At 74.4% G+C, this 17,902-nt stretch carries 15 protein-coding genes; 4 read left to right on the top strand and 11 right to left on the bottom strand.

The genetic code is table 11. The features are described 5' to 3' along the window. Positions 1 to 9 precede the first annotated feature (9 nt). The 4 genes from DMB38_RS02540 to DMB38_RS02555 form a co-directional block, all read right to left on the bottom strand. A complete protein-coding gene (locus tag DMB38_RS02540) occupies positions 10 to 3,252 on the bottom strand; it encodes a glycoside hydrolase family 38 C-terminal domain-containing protein (RefSeq protein WP_125933768.1) in 3,243 nt (1,080 codons plus the stop codon). Between the two features lie 101 nt (positions 3,253 to 3,353). Beyond that, positions 3,354 to 4,166: a carbohydrate ABC transporter permease gene (locus DMB38_RS02545; RefSeq protein WP_047014595.1), complete on the bottom strand. Its 813-nt coding sequence runs from the start codon at positions 4,164 to 4,166 to the stop codon at positions 3,354 to 3,356. 14 nt (positions 4,167 to 4,180) lie between these two features. Then, entirely contained in the window at positions 4,181 to 5,149 is a 969-nt protein-coding gene (locus tag DMB38_RS02550; protein WP_047014596.1) for a sugar ABC transporter permease, read from the bottom strand. After that, positions 5,146 to 6,495, bottom strand: coding sequence for an extracellular solute-binding protein (locus DMB38_RS02555; protein WP_125933769.1), 1,350 nt, complete (start codon positions 6,493 to 6,495; stop codon positions 5,146 to 5,148). The genes DMB38_RS02550 and DMB38_RS02555 overlap by 4 nt, the downstream gene beginning before the upstream one ends. A gap of 296 nt (positions 6,496 to 6,791) precedes the next feature. Here DMB38_RS02555 and DMB38_RS02560 point away from each other — a divergent pair, with 296 nt between their 5' ends. Further along, positions 6,792 to 7,994 (top strand): anhydro-N-acetylmuramic acid kinase, encoded by a 1,203-nt coding sequence (locus DMB38_RS02560; RefSeq protein ID WP_125933770.1) that lies wholly within the window; start codon positions 6,792 to 6,794, stop codon positions 7,992 to 7,994. Positions 7,995 to 8,008: 14 nt separating this feature from the next. Here DMB38_RS02560 and DMB38_RS02565 read toward each other — a convergent pair whose 3' ends face one another. Together DMB38_RS02565 and DMB38_RS02570 are read right to left on the bottom strand one after the other, a co-directional pair. Continuing rightward, entirely contained in the window at positions 8,009 to 8,680 is a 672-nt protein-coding gene (locus DMB38_RS02565) for an ABC transporter (protein WP_125933771.1), read from the bottom strand. Next, a complete protein-coding gene (locus DMB38_RS02570; protein ID WP_206337625.1) occupies positions 8,677 to 9,525 on the bottom strand; it encodes an ATP-binding cassette domain-containing protein in 849 nt (282 codons plus the stop codon). The genes DMB38_RS02565 and DMB38_RS02570 overlap by 4 nt, the downstream gene beginning before the upstream one ends. Positions 9,526 to 9,660: 135 nt before the next feature. Here DMB38_RS02570 and DMB38_RS02575 point away from each other — a divergent pair, with 135 nt between their 5' ends. Continuing rightward, complete coding sequence (locus tag DMB38_RS02575; RefSeq protein ID WP_164715913.1) at positions 9,661 to 10,473, top strand: SAM-dependent methyltransferase; 813 nt, start codon at positions 9,661 to 9,663, stop codon at positions 10,471 to 10,473. Continuing rightward, positions 10,470 to 11,198 carry a haloacid dehalogenase type II gene (locus tag DMB38_RS02580; RefSeq protein WP_125933772.1) on the top strand — a complete coding sequence of 243 codons (729 nt, stop codon included), beginning with the start codon at positions 10,470 to 10,472 and terminating at the stop codon, positions 11,196 to 11,198. The genes DMB38_RS02575 and DMB38_RS02580 overlap by 4 nt, the downstream gene beginning before the upstream one ends. Here DMB38_RS02580 and DMB38_RS02585 read toward each other — a convergent pair. The 5 genes from DMB38_RS02585 to DMB38_RS02605 all read right to left on the bottom strand — a co-directional run bounded on the left by DMB38_RS02585 (position 11,164) and on the right by DMB38_RS02605 (position 16,581). Continuing rightward, positions 11,164 to 11,937, bottom strand: coding sequence for an ATP-binding cassette domain-containing protein (locus DMB38_RS02585; RefSeq protein ID WP_125933773.1), 774 nt, complete (start codon positions 11,935 to 11,937; stop codon positions 11,164 to 11,166). The genes DMB38_RS02580 and DMB38_RS02585 overlap by 35 nt on opposite strands. After that, positions 11,927 to 12,940, bottom strand: a complete 1,014-nt coding sequence (locus DMB38_RS02590; protein WP_125938770.1) for an ABC transporter ATP-binding protein — start codon at positions 12,938 to 12,940, stop codon at positions 11,927 to 11,929. The genes DMB38_RS02585 and DMB38_RS02590 overlap by 11 nt, the downstream gene beginning before the upstream one ends. 110 nt (positions 12,941 to 13,050) lie before the next feature. Then, on the bottom strand, positions 13,051 to 13,998 hold the full coding sequence (locus DMB38_RS02595) for an ABC transporter permease (protein ID WP_125933774.1): 948 nt from the start codon (positions 13,996 to 13,998) through the stop codon (positions 13,051 to 13,053). Further along, complete coding sequence (locus tag DMB38_RS02600; protein WP_206337795.1) at positions 13,991 to 14,956, bottom strand: ABC transporter permease; 966 nt, start codon at positions 14,954 to 14,956, stop codon at positions 13,991 to 13,993. Before DMB38_RS02600 ends, DMB38_RS02595 begins: the two co-directional genes overlap by 8 nt. 20 nt (positions 14,957 to 14,976) lie before the next feature. Then, the gene (locus DMB38_RS02605; protein ID WP_125933775.1) at positions 14,977 to 16,581 is read right to left on the bottom strand and encodes an ABC transporter substrate-binding protein; all 1,605 of its coding nucleotides are present in this window, start codon (positions 16,579 to 16,581) and stop codon (positions 14,977 to 14,979) included. Between the two features lie 268 nt (positions 16,582 to 16,849). On the opposite strand from DMB38_RS02605, the gene DMB38_RS02610 reads away from it, so the two are divergent. Further along, positions 16,850 to 17,860, top strand: coding sequence for an LCP family protein (locus DMB38_RS02610; RefSeq protein WP_125933776.1), 1,011 nt, complete (start codon positions 16,850 to 16,852; stop codon positions 17,858 to 17,860). The last annotated feature ends 42 nt before the right edge of the window (positions 17,861 to 17,902 follow it).

Consider the following 17,902-nt stretch of genomic DNA (forward strand, 5'->3'; position numbering starts at 1 on the left):
GGATGTGGTTCAGCGGCGCCGGAAGAGCACCGCGGTCGTGCCGAGGGCGGGGAGGTCGACGGTGACCTCCCCGTCCGTTACCGGCAGGTCGTCTCCCGGGCGGCCGAGGTAGTCGGCGAGCCCGGCCCCGGTGACGGGGAAGAGGGCGCGTACGGGACAGGCCACGGGCTCCTCGGCGAAGGACTGCAGCCGCAGCAGCACGGCGCCTTCGCCGGCTTCGCCACCGGGGGTGGTGGCGCCGACGAGCCGCACCCGCGGGTCGCCGACCTCGGCGAACGCCAGCCCGTCGGAGACCTCGGGGCCCTCGGCGTGCGGGGCGCGGGCCCGTACGGCGTGCAGCGGGCGGCTGAGGCCCGCGGCGGTGCGGGCGCCGAGGGAGCCGTGCGGGGCGGCGTCGTCCGTACCGCAGGCGAGGCTGTAGCGGAAGGTGAACTCGAAGCCCTGCTCGCTGGGGAAGTTGGTGTCCCACAGGTTGTTGTGGATCCAGGAGAAGACGGTGGCGGGCTCGTCCTCGCCCAGCGTCTTCGGGAACGGCGCATATGGCAGCGCGATGTTCCCGAACTGTACCAGCGGCGCATCCTGGGTGGCCCAGGCGACGGCGAGCCCGTCGTCGGCGAGCGTCACCCAGCGGCGTACGGCCCGCATGTGCCGCGCGGAGCCGGGGATGACGGACAGGCCGGTGCCGGTGGCGCCGCCGGTGGCCTCCATCCGCACGGTGGGCGTCTCGAAGGCGAAGGGGAACGCGAAATAGGCGCTCTCCTTGCCGAGGGTGGCGTCCTTGTCGACGCGGTTCTCGATGTCGAGGCGGGCGGCGCCGTGCGGCAGCGTGAGCGTCGTGCGCACCCGGTTGGCGCCGGCGGGGCGGGTCTCGTAGGTGAGGGTCTCGCCGGTGGCGGTGGACGTGCGCGCGATGAGCGCGGCGGGCGGGGCGACGGAGCGGTTGCCGAGGTGCTCCAGACGCTCGGAGCCGGTGGTGCGGCTGGAGTTGTGGTTGAAGCCGCCGGCGGTGGTGTAGCTGTCGTGGATGTAGGCGTTGAAGCCGGCGGCTGCGCCCGCATCGGCGCCCCGGACGAGTTCGCGTCCCGTGGTCTTGTCGACGACGGAGGCGATGCAGGCGCGGGCGAGGTCGACGCGGACCGCGAGGGCCTCGTTCTCCAGCAGCGTGGGGTCGGCCTGGGCGTGCGCGGCGGCGGCGGTCTCCGCGGGGTCCTCCTTCTCGGAGCCGCCGGTGGGGTTCCAGCCGGTGGCGGCCTTCAGGACGGTGCCCTCGCCGTCGCCGGTCCCGTCGCCGGCGCCTTCGGCGACGACGTCGAGGCGTACGGAGCCGGCGGGCGGCACGTCGGCGACGCACACCAGCAGGAACCGGCCCGCGTCCCGGTGGTCGTCGTTCACCTGCGCCTGCTCCTCGTGCCGCAGCTTCTCGCCGGTGCGGGCGTCGCGGACGGCGACGCGCTGCTCCAGCGGCACGCTGCTCTCCGGCAGGAAGATCCGCACGACGTCGGTGCGGGCCCAGGAGCAGGTGTTGACGACGTGGTACGACACGGCGTCGGGCGCGCCGGCGAGCCGCTGGCCGAGGCGGGCGCGGGCCCGGTCGAGGAGCGAGTTGCCGTCGTCGTACGCACGCAGCGCCTGCCCGTACTTCCAGTGCCACTGCTCCTCGCCGCTGTGGCCGCCGTGGTCGCCGTGGGTCCAGGGGTCGCCGGCGCCCCAGGTGTGCTCGTCGAAGAGGGACACGGCCTCGTAGACGGGGGCCGCGTCCCTGCTGTCGTCGGCGGCGCCCGTGGCGCCCAGGATGCCGGCGAAGGTGCCGAGGGTCTGCGCGTCGGCGACGGTGGCCTGCGCGGTGCGGGCCAGGGAGAGCGGGCGGGCGCCGGAGCCGACGCCGTCGACCCACCAGTCGGTCCAGTCGCCCTCGAAGGTGCGGATCTCGTCGCCGAGGCGGGCCTCGGCGTCGGTGAAGAAGTCCTCGTTGCGGGAGAGCCGGAGCTGCGGGTAGGCCCAGGTCTCGTTCCAGCGGCGGACGGTGTCGGCGATGATCCGCCGCGGCGGCGCGTTGTCGCCGAACTTGCCCTGCACGCGCAGGTGCAGGATGTCCCACGGGTACGGCTCGCGCTTGACGTCGGCCTGGTCCATGGCCCAGCCGAAGATCCCGCCGCGGTACGGGTACGGGTTGCTGGCCAGCGACGTCAGATAGGCGGGCAGCAGGTCGTCGACGCTGTCGTAGTCGGTGTCGAAGCCGAGCAGCGGGCCCTCCATGTAGGCCAGGCCGTGCGGGGTGTCGGTGACCCAGACGAGGATGCTGTTGCCGCTGGGCGCGCGCCACCGGAAGAGCCGGGGCAGCTTCTCGCCGCCGACGAGGTGGGGCACGGACCGGCCGGCCCAGTTGTGCGCCACGGACAGGTACTTGACGCCGGCGGCGGCGAGCGCGTCCACGAGGCCGACGACGGCGCCGGGCACGTCGGTCTGCATCGCGGAGGTGAACTCGACGCCGTGCTCGTCGCGCACCTCGTCGGCGAGCCGCAGCAGTTCGTGCAACTCGTCGGTGGAGCAGGTCTCGGTGTGGAGGTTGAACGGCATGGCGGTCAGCTCGATGCGGCCCTCGCGGACGCGCCGTACGAACTCGTCGACCTGCTCGGCGGGGCGGGCGTCGGCCCACTGCCGGAAGGACCAGAGGGACTCCACGCACCAGCGGAACCGGGACTCGGCGGGCCAGTCGTCGGTGGCGCGGGTCAGCTCCAGGCAGGAGTCGAGGAAGGACAGGTGCTCGGCGAGGACGCGGCCCTGGGGGTCGGTGTAGCCGATGTCGAGGTGGGAGTGGTGGACGAGGTGGAGGGTCCACTGCCGCTGCGGGGTGAGGGTCAGGCCGATGCCGGCGTCGTCACCGGCACCGGGGTCGGCGGCGAGGCCGACGGTGACGCGGGTGGCGGTGTCGACGGCGGGCAGCAGCAGGCGTACGGACCCGCCGGGGCCCGCTTCCGGCACGGCGGGCAGCGCCGTGCCGGACTCGGTGCGTACGACGAAGGCGGTGGAGGAACCGGCGGCCAGTTCGGCGGGCAGGGGGCCGCCGGCGGCCTCGACGCGCAGGCTCTGCAGCAGCCCGCCGCCCTCGGCGTGCTTGAGCAGCGGCTCCTGGGTGAGGCGCAGGGCGGTGCCGGCGAGGCTGCCCTCGGCGGTGACGACGCTGCTGCGCAGGCTGTCGCGGATGCGGTCGTTGTCCCAGTCGGTGGTCTTGACGAGGGCCCGAGTGGTCATGCGGTGGTCTCCGTACTCTCCCGCGGCGGCGCGGGCGGTGAAGCGGGCGGGTTCGTGGGCCGGGCAGGGGTCGGCGGGCGGATGGGTCGGCGGGCGGGCGGTCAGCGGGCGGATGCGGTGATGCCGCGGAGGAAGAGGCCGCGGAACACCAGGAAGACCAGCAGCGTGGGCAGCGAGACGATGAACGCGCCGGCGAGGATCACCGGCGGCCCGGCCGAGCTGTACGCCTGGTTGAGGGAGTTGAGGGCGGCCATCACCGGCTGGATCTCGGGGCTGCGGCTGAGCGTGATGCCGAACAGCAGGTCGTTCCAGACGGCGGTGAACTGGAAGATGAACGCGGCGCCCAGCCCGGAGCGCATCAGCGGCACGTGGATGCGCCAGAAGATGCGGCGCATGGATGCGCCGTCGAGCATCGCGGCCTCGGTGATCTCCGGCGGCATCGTCGTCATCTGGTTGCGGATGAGGAAGAACGCGAAGGGGATGGCCCAGGCCGCGTAGACGAGCATCAGGCCCAGGCGGGTGTCGTAGAGGTTGGCGTCGGCGTACATGCCGAAGAGCGGGGCCAGGAACATCTGCAGCGGGAAGAGCGTCCCGGAGAAGATCGCCCAGAACCACAGGGCGGGCCTGGGTATCGGCAGCACGATGACGGCGAACGCGGCCATCGCCGCGACCACCACGGCCACCGCGCCGCAGACGACGGCGTACAGCATCGAGCTGGCGAAGCCGTCGCCGATGCCGGCGTCGACCCAGGCGGTCTTGAGGTTGTCGAAGATCGCGAAGCCCTGCGGGGTCCAGTCGACGGAGCCCGTGTACTCCTCGGCGGGAGTGAGGGCGTTGACGATCAGCAGGTAGAGCGGCAGCAGCCAGAGCAGCACGCAGCCGGCGACGAAGAGGTTGCGCATGTGGCGTCCCATGTCGGTGTCTCCTCTCAGTCCTTGGCACCGGGCATCTGGCGGCGGAGGTACAGCCAGGAGGAAGCGACGACGATCACGGAGAGCACGAGCGCGATGGCGGAGCCGTACCCGACGTGGAAGAGGCGGAACGCCTCGCGGTACATGGTCAGCGCCAGCGTCTCGGAGCTGCGCGAGGGACCGCCCTGGGTGAGGACCCAGATCATGTCGAACGCCTTGAGGCTGTTGACGATGGCCATGCCGACGACCACGACCGTCACGGCGCGCAACTGCGGCAGCGTGATGTGGCGGAACATCCGCCAGCCGGTGGCGCCGTCCAGCTCGGCGGCCTCGATCGTCTCGCGCGGGATGGCGCGCAGGCCGATGGCGAAGAGGACGACGTTCAGTCCCGTGGCCTGCCAGGTGCTGGCGACGATCATCGAGAGGGTGTTCTGCGGCCACTCCAGCAGCCAGCTCTGCGCCCAGGAGTCGAGGCCGACGCCGCGCAGGATCTCGTTGACCGCGCCGTCGGTGGTGAGCATGAAGCGCCACAGCGCGGCGGTGGCGGCGCCGGAGATCGCGAACGGCAGCACGATGACGAGCTGGGCGAGGCCGCCGAAGCGGCGCATCCGGTGGGTGGCCACCGCGATGGCGAGGCCGGCGACGACGGGCAGCAGCAGGGTGCCGGCGACCCACATGAAGGTGTTGAGCAGCGAGCGGCCGAAGATCGGGTCCTCGGCGAGCCGGGTGTAGTTGTCGACGCCGGTGAAGCTGCTGGTGAAGCCGTTGTCCTCGAAGAAGCTGCCGTAGATGCTGCGGAGGAAGGGATAGAGGAGCAGCACGCCGACGAGGGCGAGCGCGGGCAGCGCCCAGGGGACGCCGGCGAACGGTCCTCCCAGGCGGCGGGTGGACGTGTTCCTCGCGGCCTGGTGCGGGGTGCGCACGGGTATGCGGCGGCGGACGCGTACGGGCTTGGCGGCGTCCGCCGTGCCCACGGTGTCGGTCATGACTTCTCCGCCTCCCGCCACACCTTCCACGCCTCGTCGGCGCGCTCCTGCATGGTCCGCAGCCCGCTGCGGTACGAGTGCGGATCGATGAGCATGCCCGCGAGGTCGTCCACGGTGGACTCGACGAGTTCGGGCGGGCCCTGTTCCCAGAACCGGTTGAGCAGCCAGAGGTCCTTCGACTGGCGGGTGACGCCCTCGATGACCGCGTTGGCGGGCTCGACCTTCGGGTTGGGGCTGCCGTCGGAGAGGCCGTGGGCGAAGGCGGTGGCGACCTCGGGGTGCAGCCAGCCGCCGGCGGCCTTCAGCGCCTCCTCCTTGTCCGGGCCCTTCACCGTGACCGCGAAGGCGCTGGACTCGAAGATCACGCAGGGGCGCGCCGCCGGGTCGGCCATGGGCAGGACGAAGGCGTCGACGGTCTTGCCGGGCTTGGCACCGGCCCCGGCGAAGACTCCGCCCAGCCACGTGCCGCAGGCGACCATCCCGATGTCGCCGTGGACGACGGCGGCGGCGGCGTTGTTGTGGTCCACGTCCATGCTGGTGAACCAGTTCTTGTCGAAGAAGCCGGCGATCGTGCGCAGCGCCCGTTCGGCGCGCGGGTCGGTGTAGCGCTCGCGCCCGTTCATCAGGTCGTCGTAGAACTGGGGATCCTGACGGCTCAGGATCTCCTGGAACCAGATGAACGCGGGCCAGCGGCCGGCCGTGGTGCCGTGCAGCGGGGTGATGCCGTTGTCCTTCAGCCGGGTGCAGGCGGTGAGGAAGTCGTCCCAGGTCTCGGGCTTCTCCAGGCGGTGCTCCGCGAAGACCTCGGGGTTGTAGAAGATCACCCAGTAGGCGAGGTTCATCGGCAGCCCGTAGACACGACCGCCGTAGGTGAACGCCTCGCGCAGCGAGGGGTCGACCCAGCCCTGGGACTCGGCGGACTCCCACTGCTCGGACAGGTCCTCGATGCCGCCGGTGCGCGCGAGGTCGCGCAGCCGGTAGCCGGACCAGTACTTGAGCAGGTCGGGGGTCTTGTTCGTGCGGAGCGAGGACTTGACGATCTGCTCGAAGGACTCGAGGGACGGGATGACCTCGGGGACGAGCTGCAGTCCTGCGGTGGCCTTGAGTGCCTTCCCGGCTGCCTGCAGCGGCGCCTCCCAGGTGGCGTTGTCGCCGTGGATGGCGACCTTGCCGGGGCCCTGCCCCGCGGCGCTGCCGCAGGCGGCGGCCAGTCCTCCGGTGGCGGTGGCGGCCGCCCCGGCCGCGGAGACCCGGAGCAGGGTACGGCGGTCGAAGCGGCCGGGGCGGGGGATGGTCGTGCGGGGGTCGGCGGGTGGTGGGGGGATCGGCGGATGACGACCTGACATCGGGCGGCTCCCTTGGTCGCTCGTGTTATCGTTAACACGCAGTGGAGAGAGCTTGACGGCCGACCGCGGCCGACGTCAATGGGCTTGCAGTGAAATTTCAGCGGACGGCCCGACAAGTCGGGCCGCGCTTCTTCTTGCGGCAGAATGCCCGAAATGTATAGTTCTGGCCGAGCGGGGTCGCAGGCCCGTCGCCGCGCCTCTGCGCAAGGACGGCCCCCGGCCGCCGGGCCTGCGACCTCCACGCCACCGCCGTACGCCGCCCGCACCCCCGTGAACGCGCCGACGACAATGGCCCGATGACCCACCCGCACCCCGCACCCGCGCTCACCGTCGTCGGCCTCCTCAGCGGCACCTCGTACGACGCCGTGGACGCCGCCGTCTGCGACCTGCGCCTGGCCGGCGACGAACTGCTCCTGCACCCCCGCGGCCTGCACAGCGCCCCGTTCCCCGGCGAGCTGCGCCGCGCCGTCGCCGCCTGCCTGCCCCCGGCCGCGACGACGATGGCGGAGGTCTGCCGGCTCGACACCGAACTGGGCCGGTTCTTCGGCCGGGTGGCCGCCGAGGCGGTCGACGCGGTCGCGGGCGGGCAGGCGGACCTCGTGGTCTCGCACGGCCAGACCGTCTACCACTGGGTCGAGGGCCGGCGCGCCCGCGGCACCCTCCAGCTCGGCGGCGCCGCCTGGATCGCCGAGGCCACCGGGCTGCCGGTGGTCTCCGACGTCCGCACGCGTGACATCGCCCGCGGCGGCCAGGGCGCCCCGCTGGCCTCCACCCTCGACGCGCTGCTCCTCCTCGGCGAAGGCCCGGGACCGCGGCGCGGGGCACTGAACCTCGGCGGCATCGCCAACATCACGGTCCGCGGCGGCGCCGGCGAGGTCGTCGCGTACGACCTGGGCCCCGCCAACGCGCTCATCGACGCGGCCGTGGCCGACGGCACCGGCGGCGCGGAGACGATGGACACCGACGGCGCGCGGGCGCGGCGCGGCACGGTGGACCGGGAGCTGCTGCGCCGGCTGCTGGCCGAGCCGTACTACGCGCTGCCGGCGCCCAAGTCGACGGGCAAGGAGCTCTTCCACGGGGCGTACCTGCGCGAGCAGGCGGCCGCGGCGGGCGCGAGGACCGCGCTGGACGACCTGGTGGCCACCGTCACGGAGCTCACCGCGGAGCTGGCCGCGGCGGCGTGCCGGGAGTACGGGGTCGAGGAGCTGGTCGTCTCCGGCGGCGGGGTGCGCAACCCGGCGCTGATGGCGCGGCTGGCGGAGCTGTGCGCGCCGGCGCGGGTGTCGCGGATGGAGGACCACGGGCTGTCGTCGCAGGGCAAGGAGGGGTATCTCTTCGCGCTGCTGGGCTTTCTGACGGTGTGCGGGCTGCCGGCGTCCGTCCCGTCGGCGACGGGCGCGCGCGAGGCGGCGCTGCTGGGCTCGATCACCCCCGGCGCCCGGCCGCTGCGGCTGCCGGAGCCGGCCGCGCAGGCGCCGGTGCGGCTGCGGGTGGTGTGAGGGCCGGCGGCCGGTCAGCGCCGGGCGCTCAGCGCCGCCGCCAGTGCCGCGGTCACCGCCGCCGCGACGGCGGCACCCGCCAGGGGCAGCAGCGGCAGCGGCACCTCCGCCGCGCGGGAGCCGCTGACCAGGCCGGTCACCGCGGCGTTCGCCGGGGAGCCGGCCGCCACCAGCACCGCCCCCGCGCCGGCGAGCGTCGCCGGCACCGTCCAGGCCCGGCTGCGCAGCAGCGGCCGGTTGCACAGCGCGCCCACCGCCGTCCCCAGCAGCGCGCAGGTCAGCGTCGCGAGCAGTCCCGCGCCCGCCGCCGCCGCGACCGGGACGGCGGTCTCCGAGGCCCGGTCGGAACCGTGCGCGTCGCTGACGAGCACGACGTAGGCCACGCCCGCCGCACCCAGCGCGGACGCCGCCGCGAACGCCGCGGCCAGGCTTGCCAGATGGGCCCGCGCCGGGCCCGCGGCCGCGGCCAGGCAGGCCCGTGCGGCGGGCGGCTCCATGCCGGTGCAGACCCGCACCAGCCACGCGGCGACCGGCAGCACCGCCGCCGCGGCCACCCCGAGCGAGTCCAGCACCGCCTGCCCGGGCTGGACGCCGACGGCCACGGCCGCCGCGTACACCAGCAGGGGCGGCAGCCAGCGGTGCGACCTGGCGAGCAGGGCGAGTTGGTAGCGCACGAGCGCGGTCACGGCGCCGGGTCCTCCTCCCGCGCGTACGGCAGGGGGCGCACGCCGCGGATGTGCCAGCCGGGGCGTGTGCCCAGCAGCACCCGCAGCAGGGCGTCGGAGTGCGCGGCGGGCACCGTCAGCCGGCAGCCGCCGCCGGGCAGTTCCTCGCAGAGCGGCGCCCCCGGCAGGTCGCCGGGCACGCGCGCGCCCGGCGGCCCGACCGCCTCGACCACCACCGCCGGGGCTCCGCCCGCGGCCCGGGCGACGACCCGCCCGCCGCCGGCGCGGTAGGCGGCGTACGGCACGTCCGCCAGCCGCCGCGGGTCGTGGTCGACGAACACCACCGCCCCGCCCGCCGCCAGCCGCTCGGCCACCGCCGCGTCCAGCTCCGCCCGGGCGCCCGTGTCCAGCCCGGTCCACGCCTCGTCGAGCACCAGCAGCTCCGGCTCCGCGAGGAACGCCTGCGCCACCGCGACCTTCTGGCTACCGCCCTTCGACAGTTCGTCCAGCGGCGTACGCGCCGACTCCCCCGCCCCGAACCGCTCCAGCCACTCCCCCGCCCGCCGCCGCGCCTCGGCACCGCGGAGCCCCTGCACCCGGCCCAGGTGCGTCAGGTAGCCGAGCGCCGTCAGCGGCAGGGCGGCGGGGAAGCGCTCCGGCACGTACGCCGTGCGCGCGGGGCGGTCCTCGACGCGCCCGGCGCTGGGCAGGTCGATGCCGGCCAGCAGCCGCAGCAGCGTCGACTTGCCGCCGCCGTTGGCTCCTTCGACGCGTACGAGCGCGCCCGCCGGCACCCGCAGGTCGACCCCGCGCAGCACCCAGGGGCCGCGTCTGCCGTAGCGCCGCCCGACGCCGTCCAGCCTCATGGACCCGGATGATCCCACGGCCGCGCCCGCGGCGACCGCACTGACGTGCGCCCGGGTGGCCGGATCGCTTACGGTGCACGGGCCGTTGGACTACTTTGTGTGGCTTCAAGCACGACTGCTGGTGGGAGAGATCTGATGGGGGACGCAGATGACGGCGGAAGAGCGCCGGTGATAGACACCACCGTGCCGCAGTCGGCGCGTATCTGGAACTTCTGGCTCGGCGGCAGCGACAACTACCGTGTCGACCGGCTCGCCGGCGAGGCGTACGTGCGGGCCTCGCCCGCCATCGTCGACGTCGCCCGCGCCTCCCGGGCCTTCCTCGCCCGCACCCTGCGCTACCTCGCGGCCGAGGCCGGGATCCGCCAGTTCCTCGACGTCGGCACCGGGCTGCCGACGGCCCAGAACACGCACGAGGTGGCGCAGGCGGTGGACCCGTCGGCGCGGGTCGTCTACGTCGACAACGACCCGATGGTCCTCGCGCACGCCCGCGCCCTGCTGGTCTCCCGGCCGACCGGGATGTGCGACTACGTGAACGCCGACGTGCAGGACCCGGACGCGGTGCTGGCGAGCGCGGCGAAGACGCTGGACTTCGACGAGCCGGTGGGGCTCATCCTCAGCGGGATCCTGGGGCACGTCGCGGACTACGACGAGGCGCGCCGGATCGTGACGCGGCTGGTCGGCGCGCTGCCCGCGGGCAGCCATCTGGCGCTCAACGACGGGACGGGCGTGGTGCGCCCGGAGGCCAGGCGGGCACAGGACGCGTACAACAGGAGCGGCGCGGTGCCGTACGTGCTGCGCACGCCGGAGGAGATAGAAGGTTTCTTCACCGGCCTGGAACTGGTGGCGCCCGGTGTCGTGTCGTGCCCGCGGTGGCGGCCGGAGGGCGGCGGGGAGCCGGAGCCGCTCGACCTCTTCGGCGGCGTGGGACGGAAGGCGGGAAGCGCGTGACGGAAGCGGAGTTCGATCCGGGGTCGGTACGGGCCCTCGCGTTCGACGTCTTCGGCACCACCGTCGACTGGCGCACGGGCGTCGCGGAGCAGGTGGCGCACCTGGCGGCGCGGCGCGGCGTGGAGCTGGACGGCGCCGGCTTCGCCGACGAGTGGCGGGAGATGTACCTGCCGTCGATGGGCCGGGTCAACGGCGGCGAGCGGGGGTGGGCGTATCTCGACGTGCTGCACCGCGAGTCGCTGGACGAACTGCTCGAACGCCACGGCGTCGGCGCCGCCTTCGACGACGCCGACCGCGCCGAGCTGGTACGCGCCTGGCACCGGCTGCCCGCCTGGGACGACGCGGCCGCGGGTCTGGCGCGGCTGCGCGGCCGGTACGTGGTGGCGGCGCTCTCCAACGGCGGCTTCGCGCTGCTGACCCACCTGGTGAAGGCGGCGGGGCTGCCGTTCGACTGCATCCTCTCCGCCGAGCTGGCGCAGCTCTACAAGCCGGACCCGGCGCCGTATCTGACGGCCGCGCGGCTGCTGGACGTGGCGCCGGGCGAGCTGCTGATGGTGGCGTGCCACGGCTGGGACCTGGCGGGCGCGCGCGGCGCGGGGCTCAGGACGGCGTTCGTCTCCCGCCCGCTGGAGAAGGGTCCGGGAGGCGGGGCGGACGCGGACGTGCCGGCCGATGTCGCGGCGCGGGACTTCACCGGCCTGGCCGATCTGCTGGGCTGTCCGTAACGGCGCCTTCACGCACCGTCCGTCCCTGCGAAAGCAATCGGCCACTCGGCGCGGGCTTCGCCCCCGGGGCCAGTTCCTCCCAGGCGACGGTGCGGTCGCACCAGCGCTCCAGCAGCGTCCGGTCGTGCCCCACGGCCAGCAGCGCGGCACCCGAGGTGCGGCGGTAGTCCTCCACCGCCGCGACGAGGGCCGCGGTGGTGGAGGCGTCGAGCATCGCCGTCATCTCGTCGCACACCAGGATCCGGGGGCGCAGCGCCAGCGCGCGGGCGAGGCAGGCGCGTTGGAGCTGGCCGTCGCTGACCTCGTGCGGCCGGCGGGCGAGCAGGTCGGGGGTGAGGCCGACGAGTGCGGCCAGTTCCTCTGTACGGTCCTGAGCCTCCGCGCGGCGGCCGGTGGCGCGCAGCGGCTCGCCGATGAGGGCGGCCAGCGTCAGCCGGGGGTCGGCGGCGAGGCGGGGCTGCTGGAAGACGACGCCGAAGGCGGTGCGCTGCGCGCGGGGGGCGCGGTGGCGCCAGCCGCGTACGGGCACGCCGTCGAGCAGCACCTCGCCCGCGTCCGGGCGGTGCAGCAGCGCGGCGACGCGGGCGAGGGTGGACTTGCCGCAGCCGCTGGGGCCGAGGAGCCCGGCGGCCTCGCCGGGCGCGAGGGTGAAGGAGACGTCGCGGACGACGGGGGCGCGGCGGTCGTATCCGGCGGTGACGGCGCGGAGTTGCAGCGGGGGCGGGGCTTCAGCGGGCATCGGCGGCCTCCGGCTGCGGTGATCCCGGCTCTCCTGTCCGTGGCGCCGGCACCTGCGCCGGCCCGGCGCTCGCGGGCTTCTCCGGCGGTACGGTCGCCGCGGCCAGCGGGTGGTGGCAGGCCGCCCCCGCCGTCAGGGTGGGCACCGTCGCGCAGGCGGCCGTCGCGTACGAGCACCGCGGCGCGAACGCGCAGCCCGGCGGCAGCGCGCCCAGCTCCGGCGGCAGCCCCGGGATCGGCGTGAAGGCGCGTTCCGGGAGGGCGTCGAGGAGGCCGCGGGCGTACGGGTGCCGGGGCCCGGGGGCACCGAAGAAGGCGGCGGCGCCGGCGAGTTCGACGATCCGCCCGGCGTACATCACCGCCACCCGGTCGGCGATCCGCTCCGCGGCGGCCAGGTCGTGGGTGATCATCAACAGCCCGTGCCCGCCGTCGACCTGGCGGCGCAGTTCGTCGACGGTGCGCTCGACGAGGTCGCGGTCGAGCCCGGTGGTCGGCTCGTCGGCGAGGAGCAGCGGCGGGCCGCCGACGAGGGCGAGGGCGGTGGCGGCGCGCTGGGCGAGGCCGCCGGAGAGTTCGTGCGGGTAGCGGTCGAGGTGGTCGGCGGGGAACGCGGCCCGCTCCGCGGCCTCTTCCGCGGCCGCGCGCAGCCCGGCCTTGCGGGTGTCCGTCAGCTCCCTGACGACTTCCTGGAGCTGGGAGCGCACGGTCCTGACGGGCGTGAGGTGCGCCGCGGGGGACTGCGGGATGAGGCCGACGCGGCGGCCCCGTACCCGGCGGGCCAGCTCCGCCTCCCCTGCGCCCAGCAGCTCCAGTTCGCCGAGGTGCGCGGTGCCCGCGGTCTCGGCGTTCCCGGGCAGCAGCCCGAGGAGCGCCGAGGCGAGGACGGACTTGCCGCAGCCGCTCTCACCGACGAGGGCGACGCACTCGCCGGGGGCGAGGGTGAGGGAGACGTCGGTGACGGCCGCGACGTACCGGCCGCGGGGCATCCGGAAGCGCACCGACATCCGGTCGAGGACCAGCAGCGGCGCGGCGGCGCGGTCCTCGCGGTCCTCGTGGACGTCGTGGTCAGCGCTGCCGGCATGGTTGTCGTGAAGCCGGTGATCCGTGCGGTCCGTCACAGCGTCAGCTCCGATCGGCGGCGCGGGTTCAGCCGCTCCCGCCACGCGCCGGCCAGGCCGGCGACGGCGAGGGTCGGGATGATGATGAACAGGCCGGGGAAGAGCGTGGGCCACCAGTCCCCCGCCAGCAGCGACCCGCGCGCCCCCTGGACCATCGCGCCCAGGCTCGCCTGGTGCGGCGGCAGCCCGAGGCCGAGGAACGACAGCGCGGACTCGTGCCAGATGGCGTGCGGCACCATCAGCACCGCCGCGAGCCCCGCCTGCGGCAGCACTCCGGGCACGAGGTGGCGGATCGCGACCCGGGTGCGCGAGGCGCCGCCGGAGACGGCCGCGTCCACGAACGGCCGGCCGCGCAGCGACAGCACCTCGGCGCGCACGATGCGGCAGGTCGACACCCAGTGCGTCAGCCCGACGGAAGCGACGACCGGCCACACCCCGGGCTGGAAGAGCGCGACGATGAAGATGCCGAGCAGCAGGTGCGGTACGGAGGCGAAGACGTCCACGAGCCGCATCACGGCCCGGTCGACGTGCCCGCCGAGCGCGCCGGCCAGCGCCCCGATCGCGGTGCCGACGACGGTGGCGACGAGCGCGGCGACCACCCCGACGAGCAGCGAGACGCGCAGCCCGTAGACGCAGCGCAGCAGCACGTCGCGGCCGACGTCGTCGGTGCCGAAGAGGTGGGAGAGGGACGGGGCGGCGAGCTTGTTGCCGATGTCGACGGCCTGCTGGTCGAGCTGGACCAGCGGCGGTATGACGAGCACCGCCAGCACGGCGAGCGCGACGACCGCCGCGGAGGTGCGGACGCGCAGCGCGCGCACCGGCGTGCGGCCGGTGCCGCGGGTGCGCCAGGGGGTCGCATCCGGCGGCCCGGCGGCGGACGCGCCCGGCTTCCGTACCGCCCGCGGTGCCTCAGGTGCTTCAGGTGCCTCGGGTGCCTCAGCCATCGAAGCCCACTCTCGGGTCGGCGAGTCCGTACAACAGGTCGGACAGCAGGTTGCCGAGGAGCACCGCCGCCGTCGCCAGCACGGTCAGCGCGGCGAGCAGCGGGAAGTCGACGGACGTGGCGGCCTCGACGGTGGCCGCGGCGATGCCCGGCCAGCTGAAGACGGTCTCGATGAGCAGCGCACCGGTGATCAGCTCCGGCACCCGGGTGCCGATCAGGGTGAGCACGGGCAGTAGCCCGGAGCGCAGCGCGTGCCCCAGCAGCACGGTGCGCTCGGCGAGCCCGCGGGAGCGGGCGCCGCGCACGGGGTCCTCGTCGAGCGCGTCGCCGACGCCCTGGCGGACGTAGAGGACGAACCACGGCATCTGCGAGACCGCGAGCACCGACGCGGGCAGCAGCACGTGCTCGGCGACCTGCCCGAAGGTGACGACGTCCGTGCCGGTGTCGGTGAGTCCGCCGGCCGGCAGCGCGTCGAGCCGGAGCGCGAAGAGCCAGACGGCGAGCAGCCCGAGCCAGAACGGCGGCGCCGCCTCCAGCGCGTACGCGAGGGAGGTGACCGCCCGGTCGAGCGGCCCGCCGCGGCGGCGGGCGGCGAGCACGCCGAGGAGCGTGCCGGCGACGATGGCGACGGCGAACGCGACCGCGCAGAGCAGCACCGTCCAGCCGATGCGCTCGCCGATGACGTCGGCGACCGGCTGGCGCATGCTGGTCGACTGGCCGAGGTCGCCGGTGACGACGGCGGTCAGCCAGTCCCACCAGCGGGTGACGAACGGGTCGTCGGCGCCGAGGCTGTCGCGGAGCTGGTCCAGCGCCTCCTCGGAGGCGCTGAACCCGGCGGTGCCCGCATACGCCTTCACCGGGTCGAACGGCGAGGCGGCGGCGATGGCGAACACCCCGAAGGTGACGGCCAGCAGGACGGGGACGGCGTACAGCAGCCGCCGCCCGGCCATCCGCGCCATCGGGGCCAGCGGCAGCCCGGTCACGACGCGGGCTGCCAGCTCTCGACGTTCCACCAGGGACCACTGCCGAAGCCGTGCTCGTGCGGCTCGGCCTGGGTGGTCAGGCCGCGCCAGGTGTCGGCGACGACGTAGATGTGGTCGATGTGGGTGAGGAAGACGTAGCCCGGGTTCTCGCTGAGTTCCTGCTGCACCTTGTCGTACGCCCGCTTGCGCTCGGCCTTGTCGCCGCTCTCCCGGCCCTCGACGAGGGCGGTGTCGACGTCCTGGTTCTCGTACGAGGCCATGTTGTTGAAGCCCTGGCCGGCCAGCTCGGAGAAGAGCATCGGGTAGAGGTCGAAGTCGGGGTCGGCGGGGCTGCCGCCGCCGGCGAGCACGGCGTCCTCGCCCATCCGCGGCTCGATGACCTCCCACGTGCCGCTCTCCACCTTGGCCTCGATGCCGACCTTCTTGGCGTCGCCGGCGAAGGCGAGGGCGTGCTCCTGGCGGAGCTTGTCGCCGGAGGGGTAGTAGAGGGTGAACGAGGCGCGCTGCCCGTCCTTCTCGCGGATGCCGCCGTCCTCCGCGCGCCAGCCGGCGTCGTCGAGGATCTTCTCGGCCAGCCCGGTGTCGTAGGGGCGCTCGGTGCCCTCGGCGAACCACTCGCTGTCGGTGGGCACGGGACCGTACGCGGCCTTGCCCCGGCCCTCCAGCAGCTTGTCGACCATCGCGCCGCGGTCGACGGCCACGTCGAGGGCGCGGCGGATGGCGATGTCACCCGTGACCGGGTTGTCGGTGGGCAGGGTGACGGCGCGGTGGTCGGCGGTGGTGGCGGCCAGCGTCTGCTTGTCGTCGTCCTCGGCGAAGGTCTTGGCGAGGTTCGGCGGCAGGATGGCGCCGTCGAGGTCGCCGGAGCGCAGCCGGGTGGCGCGGATGTCGTCGTCGGCGATGATCGCCATGGTCAGCTTCTTCACCTTCGGCTTGCCGCCCCAGTAGCCGGGGTTGGCGGAGAAGGTGAGCTTCTCGCCCTTGCGCCAGCCGTCCAGGACGTACGGTCCCGTGCCGATGGGCTCGGTGTTGAACGCTCCGGTGTTGACGTCGCCCTTGCCGGCGACGTGCTCGGGCGCGATGGGCAGCACGGTGCGCTCGGCGAAGGGCGCGTAGGGGTACTTCAGGGTGAAGACGACGGTGTCGTCCCCCTTGGCCTCGACGCTCTCGACCGCTTCCAGGTCGCCCTTGGAGGCGTTGTTGGTGCCGGGGTCGAGGATGGTCTCGTAGGTGAAGACGACGTCGGCGGCGGTGAAGGGCTCGCCGTCGCTGAACGTCACGTCGTCGCGCAGCTCGTACGTGTACGTGGTGCCGCCGTCGGTGATCTCGGGCAGCGCGCGGGCGAGGGCGGGCTTCAGCTCCATGTCGCCGTCGCGGGCGAGGAGGCCGTCGAAGATCTTGGAGTTGCCGTCCTTGCCGTAGCCGAGGAGCGGGCTGAGGGTGTCGGGCTCGTTGGCGACGCCGATGACGGCGGTGGCGCCGTCCCCGCCGGAGCCGCCGGAGTCGTCGTCGGCGTCCGGGTTCGAGCAGGCGGCGGCCCCCGCGAGCACCGCCGCTGCCGCCGTGACCGAGACCGCTGCGCGTATGCCGCGGACTGACATGCCCACTCCCCTGTTGAAGGTCCACTGTTATTGCGAACAGTTCGCAATTAGAACCCATGATCGGTGCATGGCGCAATGAGGAGTCCACTCCGCGGGCACCCGGCGGCGCATGGTCCGCCGAGGTCAGCGACGGGATGCCGGAAGGAGCGGCCCCGCTCCTTGCGTCGACCGGGTGGCCCCGGACGGGACACGGCAGTCTTTACGGATAATCCGGGTCATTCCTCCCCGTAGCATCCGGTGTCCCGTACCCCACCGGGAAGGACCCCCCATGGCGCTCCCCCCGCTCTCCCGCGCCCTCACCGGCGGCGCCTGCCTGGCCGTGCTCGCCGCCTCCGGCTACGGCTGGGCGCTCGCCACCGCGCCCGCGCCGGGCCGCACGGGCACCGACGTCCTGGTCGTCGGCAGCGACTCGCGCGCCGGGCTGACGGCGGAGGAGAAGAGCCGGTGGCACGCGGGCGGCACGGCCTGCCGGTGCGCCGACGTCGTCATGGTCGTGCACCTGTCGGCGGACGGCCGGCGCGCGAGCGTCGTCAGCCTCCCCCGCGACTCCTACGTCCCGTTCGCGCCGCGCGACGACGGCGCGGGACCCATCGCCCACTCCGGCAAGATCAACGCCGCCCTGCGGCAGGGCGGTCCGGAACTGCTGACGCGCACCGTCGAGCGCGCCACCGGGCTGGACATCGACCACTACCTGCAAGCGCGCTTCAAGGGTTTCGTCCAGGCGGTCGACGCACTGGGCGGCGCACCGGTGTGCACGAAGGAGCCGATGCGCGACAAGAACTCGGGCATCGACCTCGAACCAGGGAAGCACCACCTCGACGGCGCCGGGGCGCTGCGGTACGTCCGCACCCGGCACAGCGGGCACGGCGACATCGACCGCGTACGCCGCCAGCAGCGGCTGGTCGCCGGCATCGCCGGACGGCACCTGGCAGCGGGCACCCTGGCGGATCCACCGCGGCTGGAGGCGCTCGCCGGCGAGGTGGCCGGCGGGCTGCGCCCGGGCCCGCGCACGAGCGTCGCCGACATGCTGGCGCTGGGCCGGCAGGCGCGGCATCTGCGGCTGCGGGACGTGGAGTTCGCGACCGTGCCACTGGAGAGCATCAGCCACCCGGCGGGCGAGTGGGGCTCGGCCGTGAAGTGGAACGACGAGCGCGCCCGCGCGATGTTCCGGCGGCTGGCAGCCGACCGCACGCTGGCGCCGGGCGACGAGCGGGGCCCGCGCGGCGGCTTCGACTGGACCGGCCGGGTCGCCCCCGGCGACCGTATGGACTGCGACTGACGCGGTGGGCACGCGGGGCGCCGCGGACCGCGGGGCGCGCAC

Source organism: Streptomyces sp. WAC 06738 (assembly GCF_003945505.1).
In the GTDB taxonomy this organism is placed as follows: Bacteria; Actinomycetota; Actinomycetes; order Streptomycetales; family Streptomycetaceae; genus Streptomyces.

Excerpts from the sequence above, each read along its gene's own strand:
- DMB38_RS02540 (WP_125933768.1), bottom strand. The coding sequence starts at position 3,252 with ATGACCACTCGGGCCCTCGTCAAGACCACCGACTGGGACAACGACCGC.
- DMB38_RS02545 (WP_047014595.1), bottom strand. The coding sequence starts at position 4,166 with ATGGGACGCCACATGCGCAACCTCTTCGTCGCCGGCTGCGTGCTGCTC.
- DMB38_RS02550 (WP_047014596.1), bottom strand. The coding sequence starts at position 5,149 with ATGACCGACACCGTGGGCACGGCGGACGCCGCCAAGCCCGTACGCGTC.
- DMB38_RS02555 (WP_125933769.1), bottom strand. The coding sequence starts at position 6,495 with ATGTCAGGTCGTCATCCGCCGATCCCCCCACCACCCGCCGACCCCCGC.
- DMB38_RS02560 (WP_125933770.1), top strand. The coding sequence starts at position 6,792 with ATGACCCACCCGCACCCCGCACCCGCGCTCACCGTCGTCGGCCTCCTC.
- DMB38_RS02570 (WP_206337625.1), bottom strand. The coding sequence starts at position 9,525 with ATGAGGCTGGACGGCGTCGGGCGGCGCTACGGCAGACGCGGCCCCTGG.
- DMB38_RS02575 (WP_164715913.1), top strand. The coding sequence starts at position 9,661 with ATGGGGGACGCAGATGACGGCGGAAGAGCGCCGGTGATAGACACCACC.
- DMB38_RS02585 (WP_125933773.1), bottom strand. The coding sequence starts at position 11,937 with ATGCCCGCTGAAGCCCCGCCCCCGCTGCAACTCCGCGCCGTCACCGCC.
- DMB38_RS02590 (WP_125938770.1), bottom strand. The coding sequence starts at position 12,940 with ATGTCGGTGCGCTTCCGGATGCCCCGCGGCCGGTACGTCGCGGCCGTC.
- DMB38_RS02595 (WP_125933774.1), bottom strand. The coding sequence starts at position 13,998 with ATGGCTGAGGCACCCGAGGCACCTGAAGCACCTGAGGCACCGCGGGCG.
- DMB38_RS02600 (WP_206337795.1), bottom strand. The coding sequence starts at position 14,956 with ATGGCGCGGATGGCCGGGCGGCGGCTGCTGTACGCCGTCCCCGTCCTG.
- DMB38_RS02605 (WP_125933775.1), bottom strand. The coding sequence starts at position 16,581 with ATGTCAGTCCGCGGCATACGCGCAGCGGTCTCGGTCACGGCGGCAGCG.
- DMB38_RS02610 (WP_125933776.1), top strand. The coding sequence starts at position 16,850 with ATGGCGCTCCCCCCGCTCTCCCGCGCCCTCACCGGCGGCGCCTGCCTG.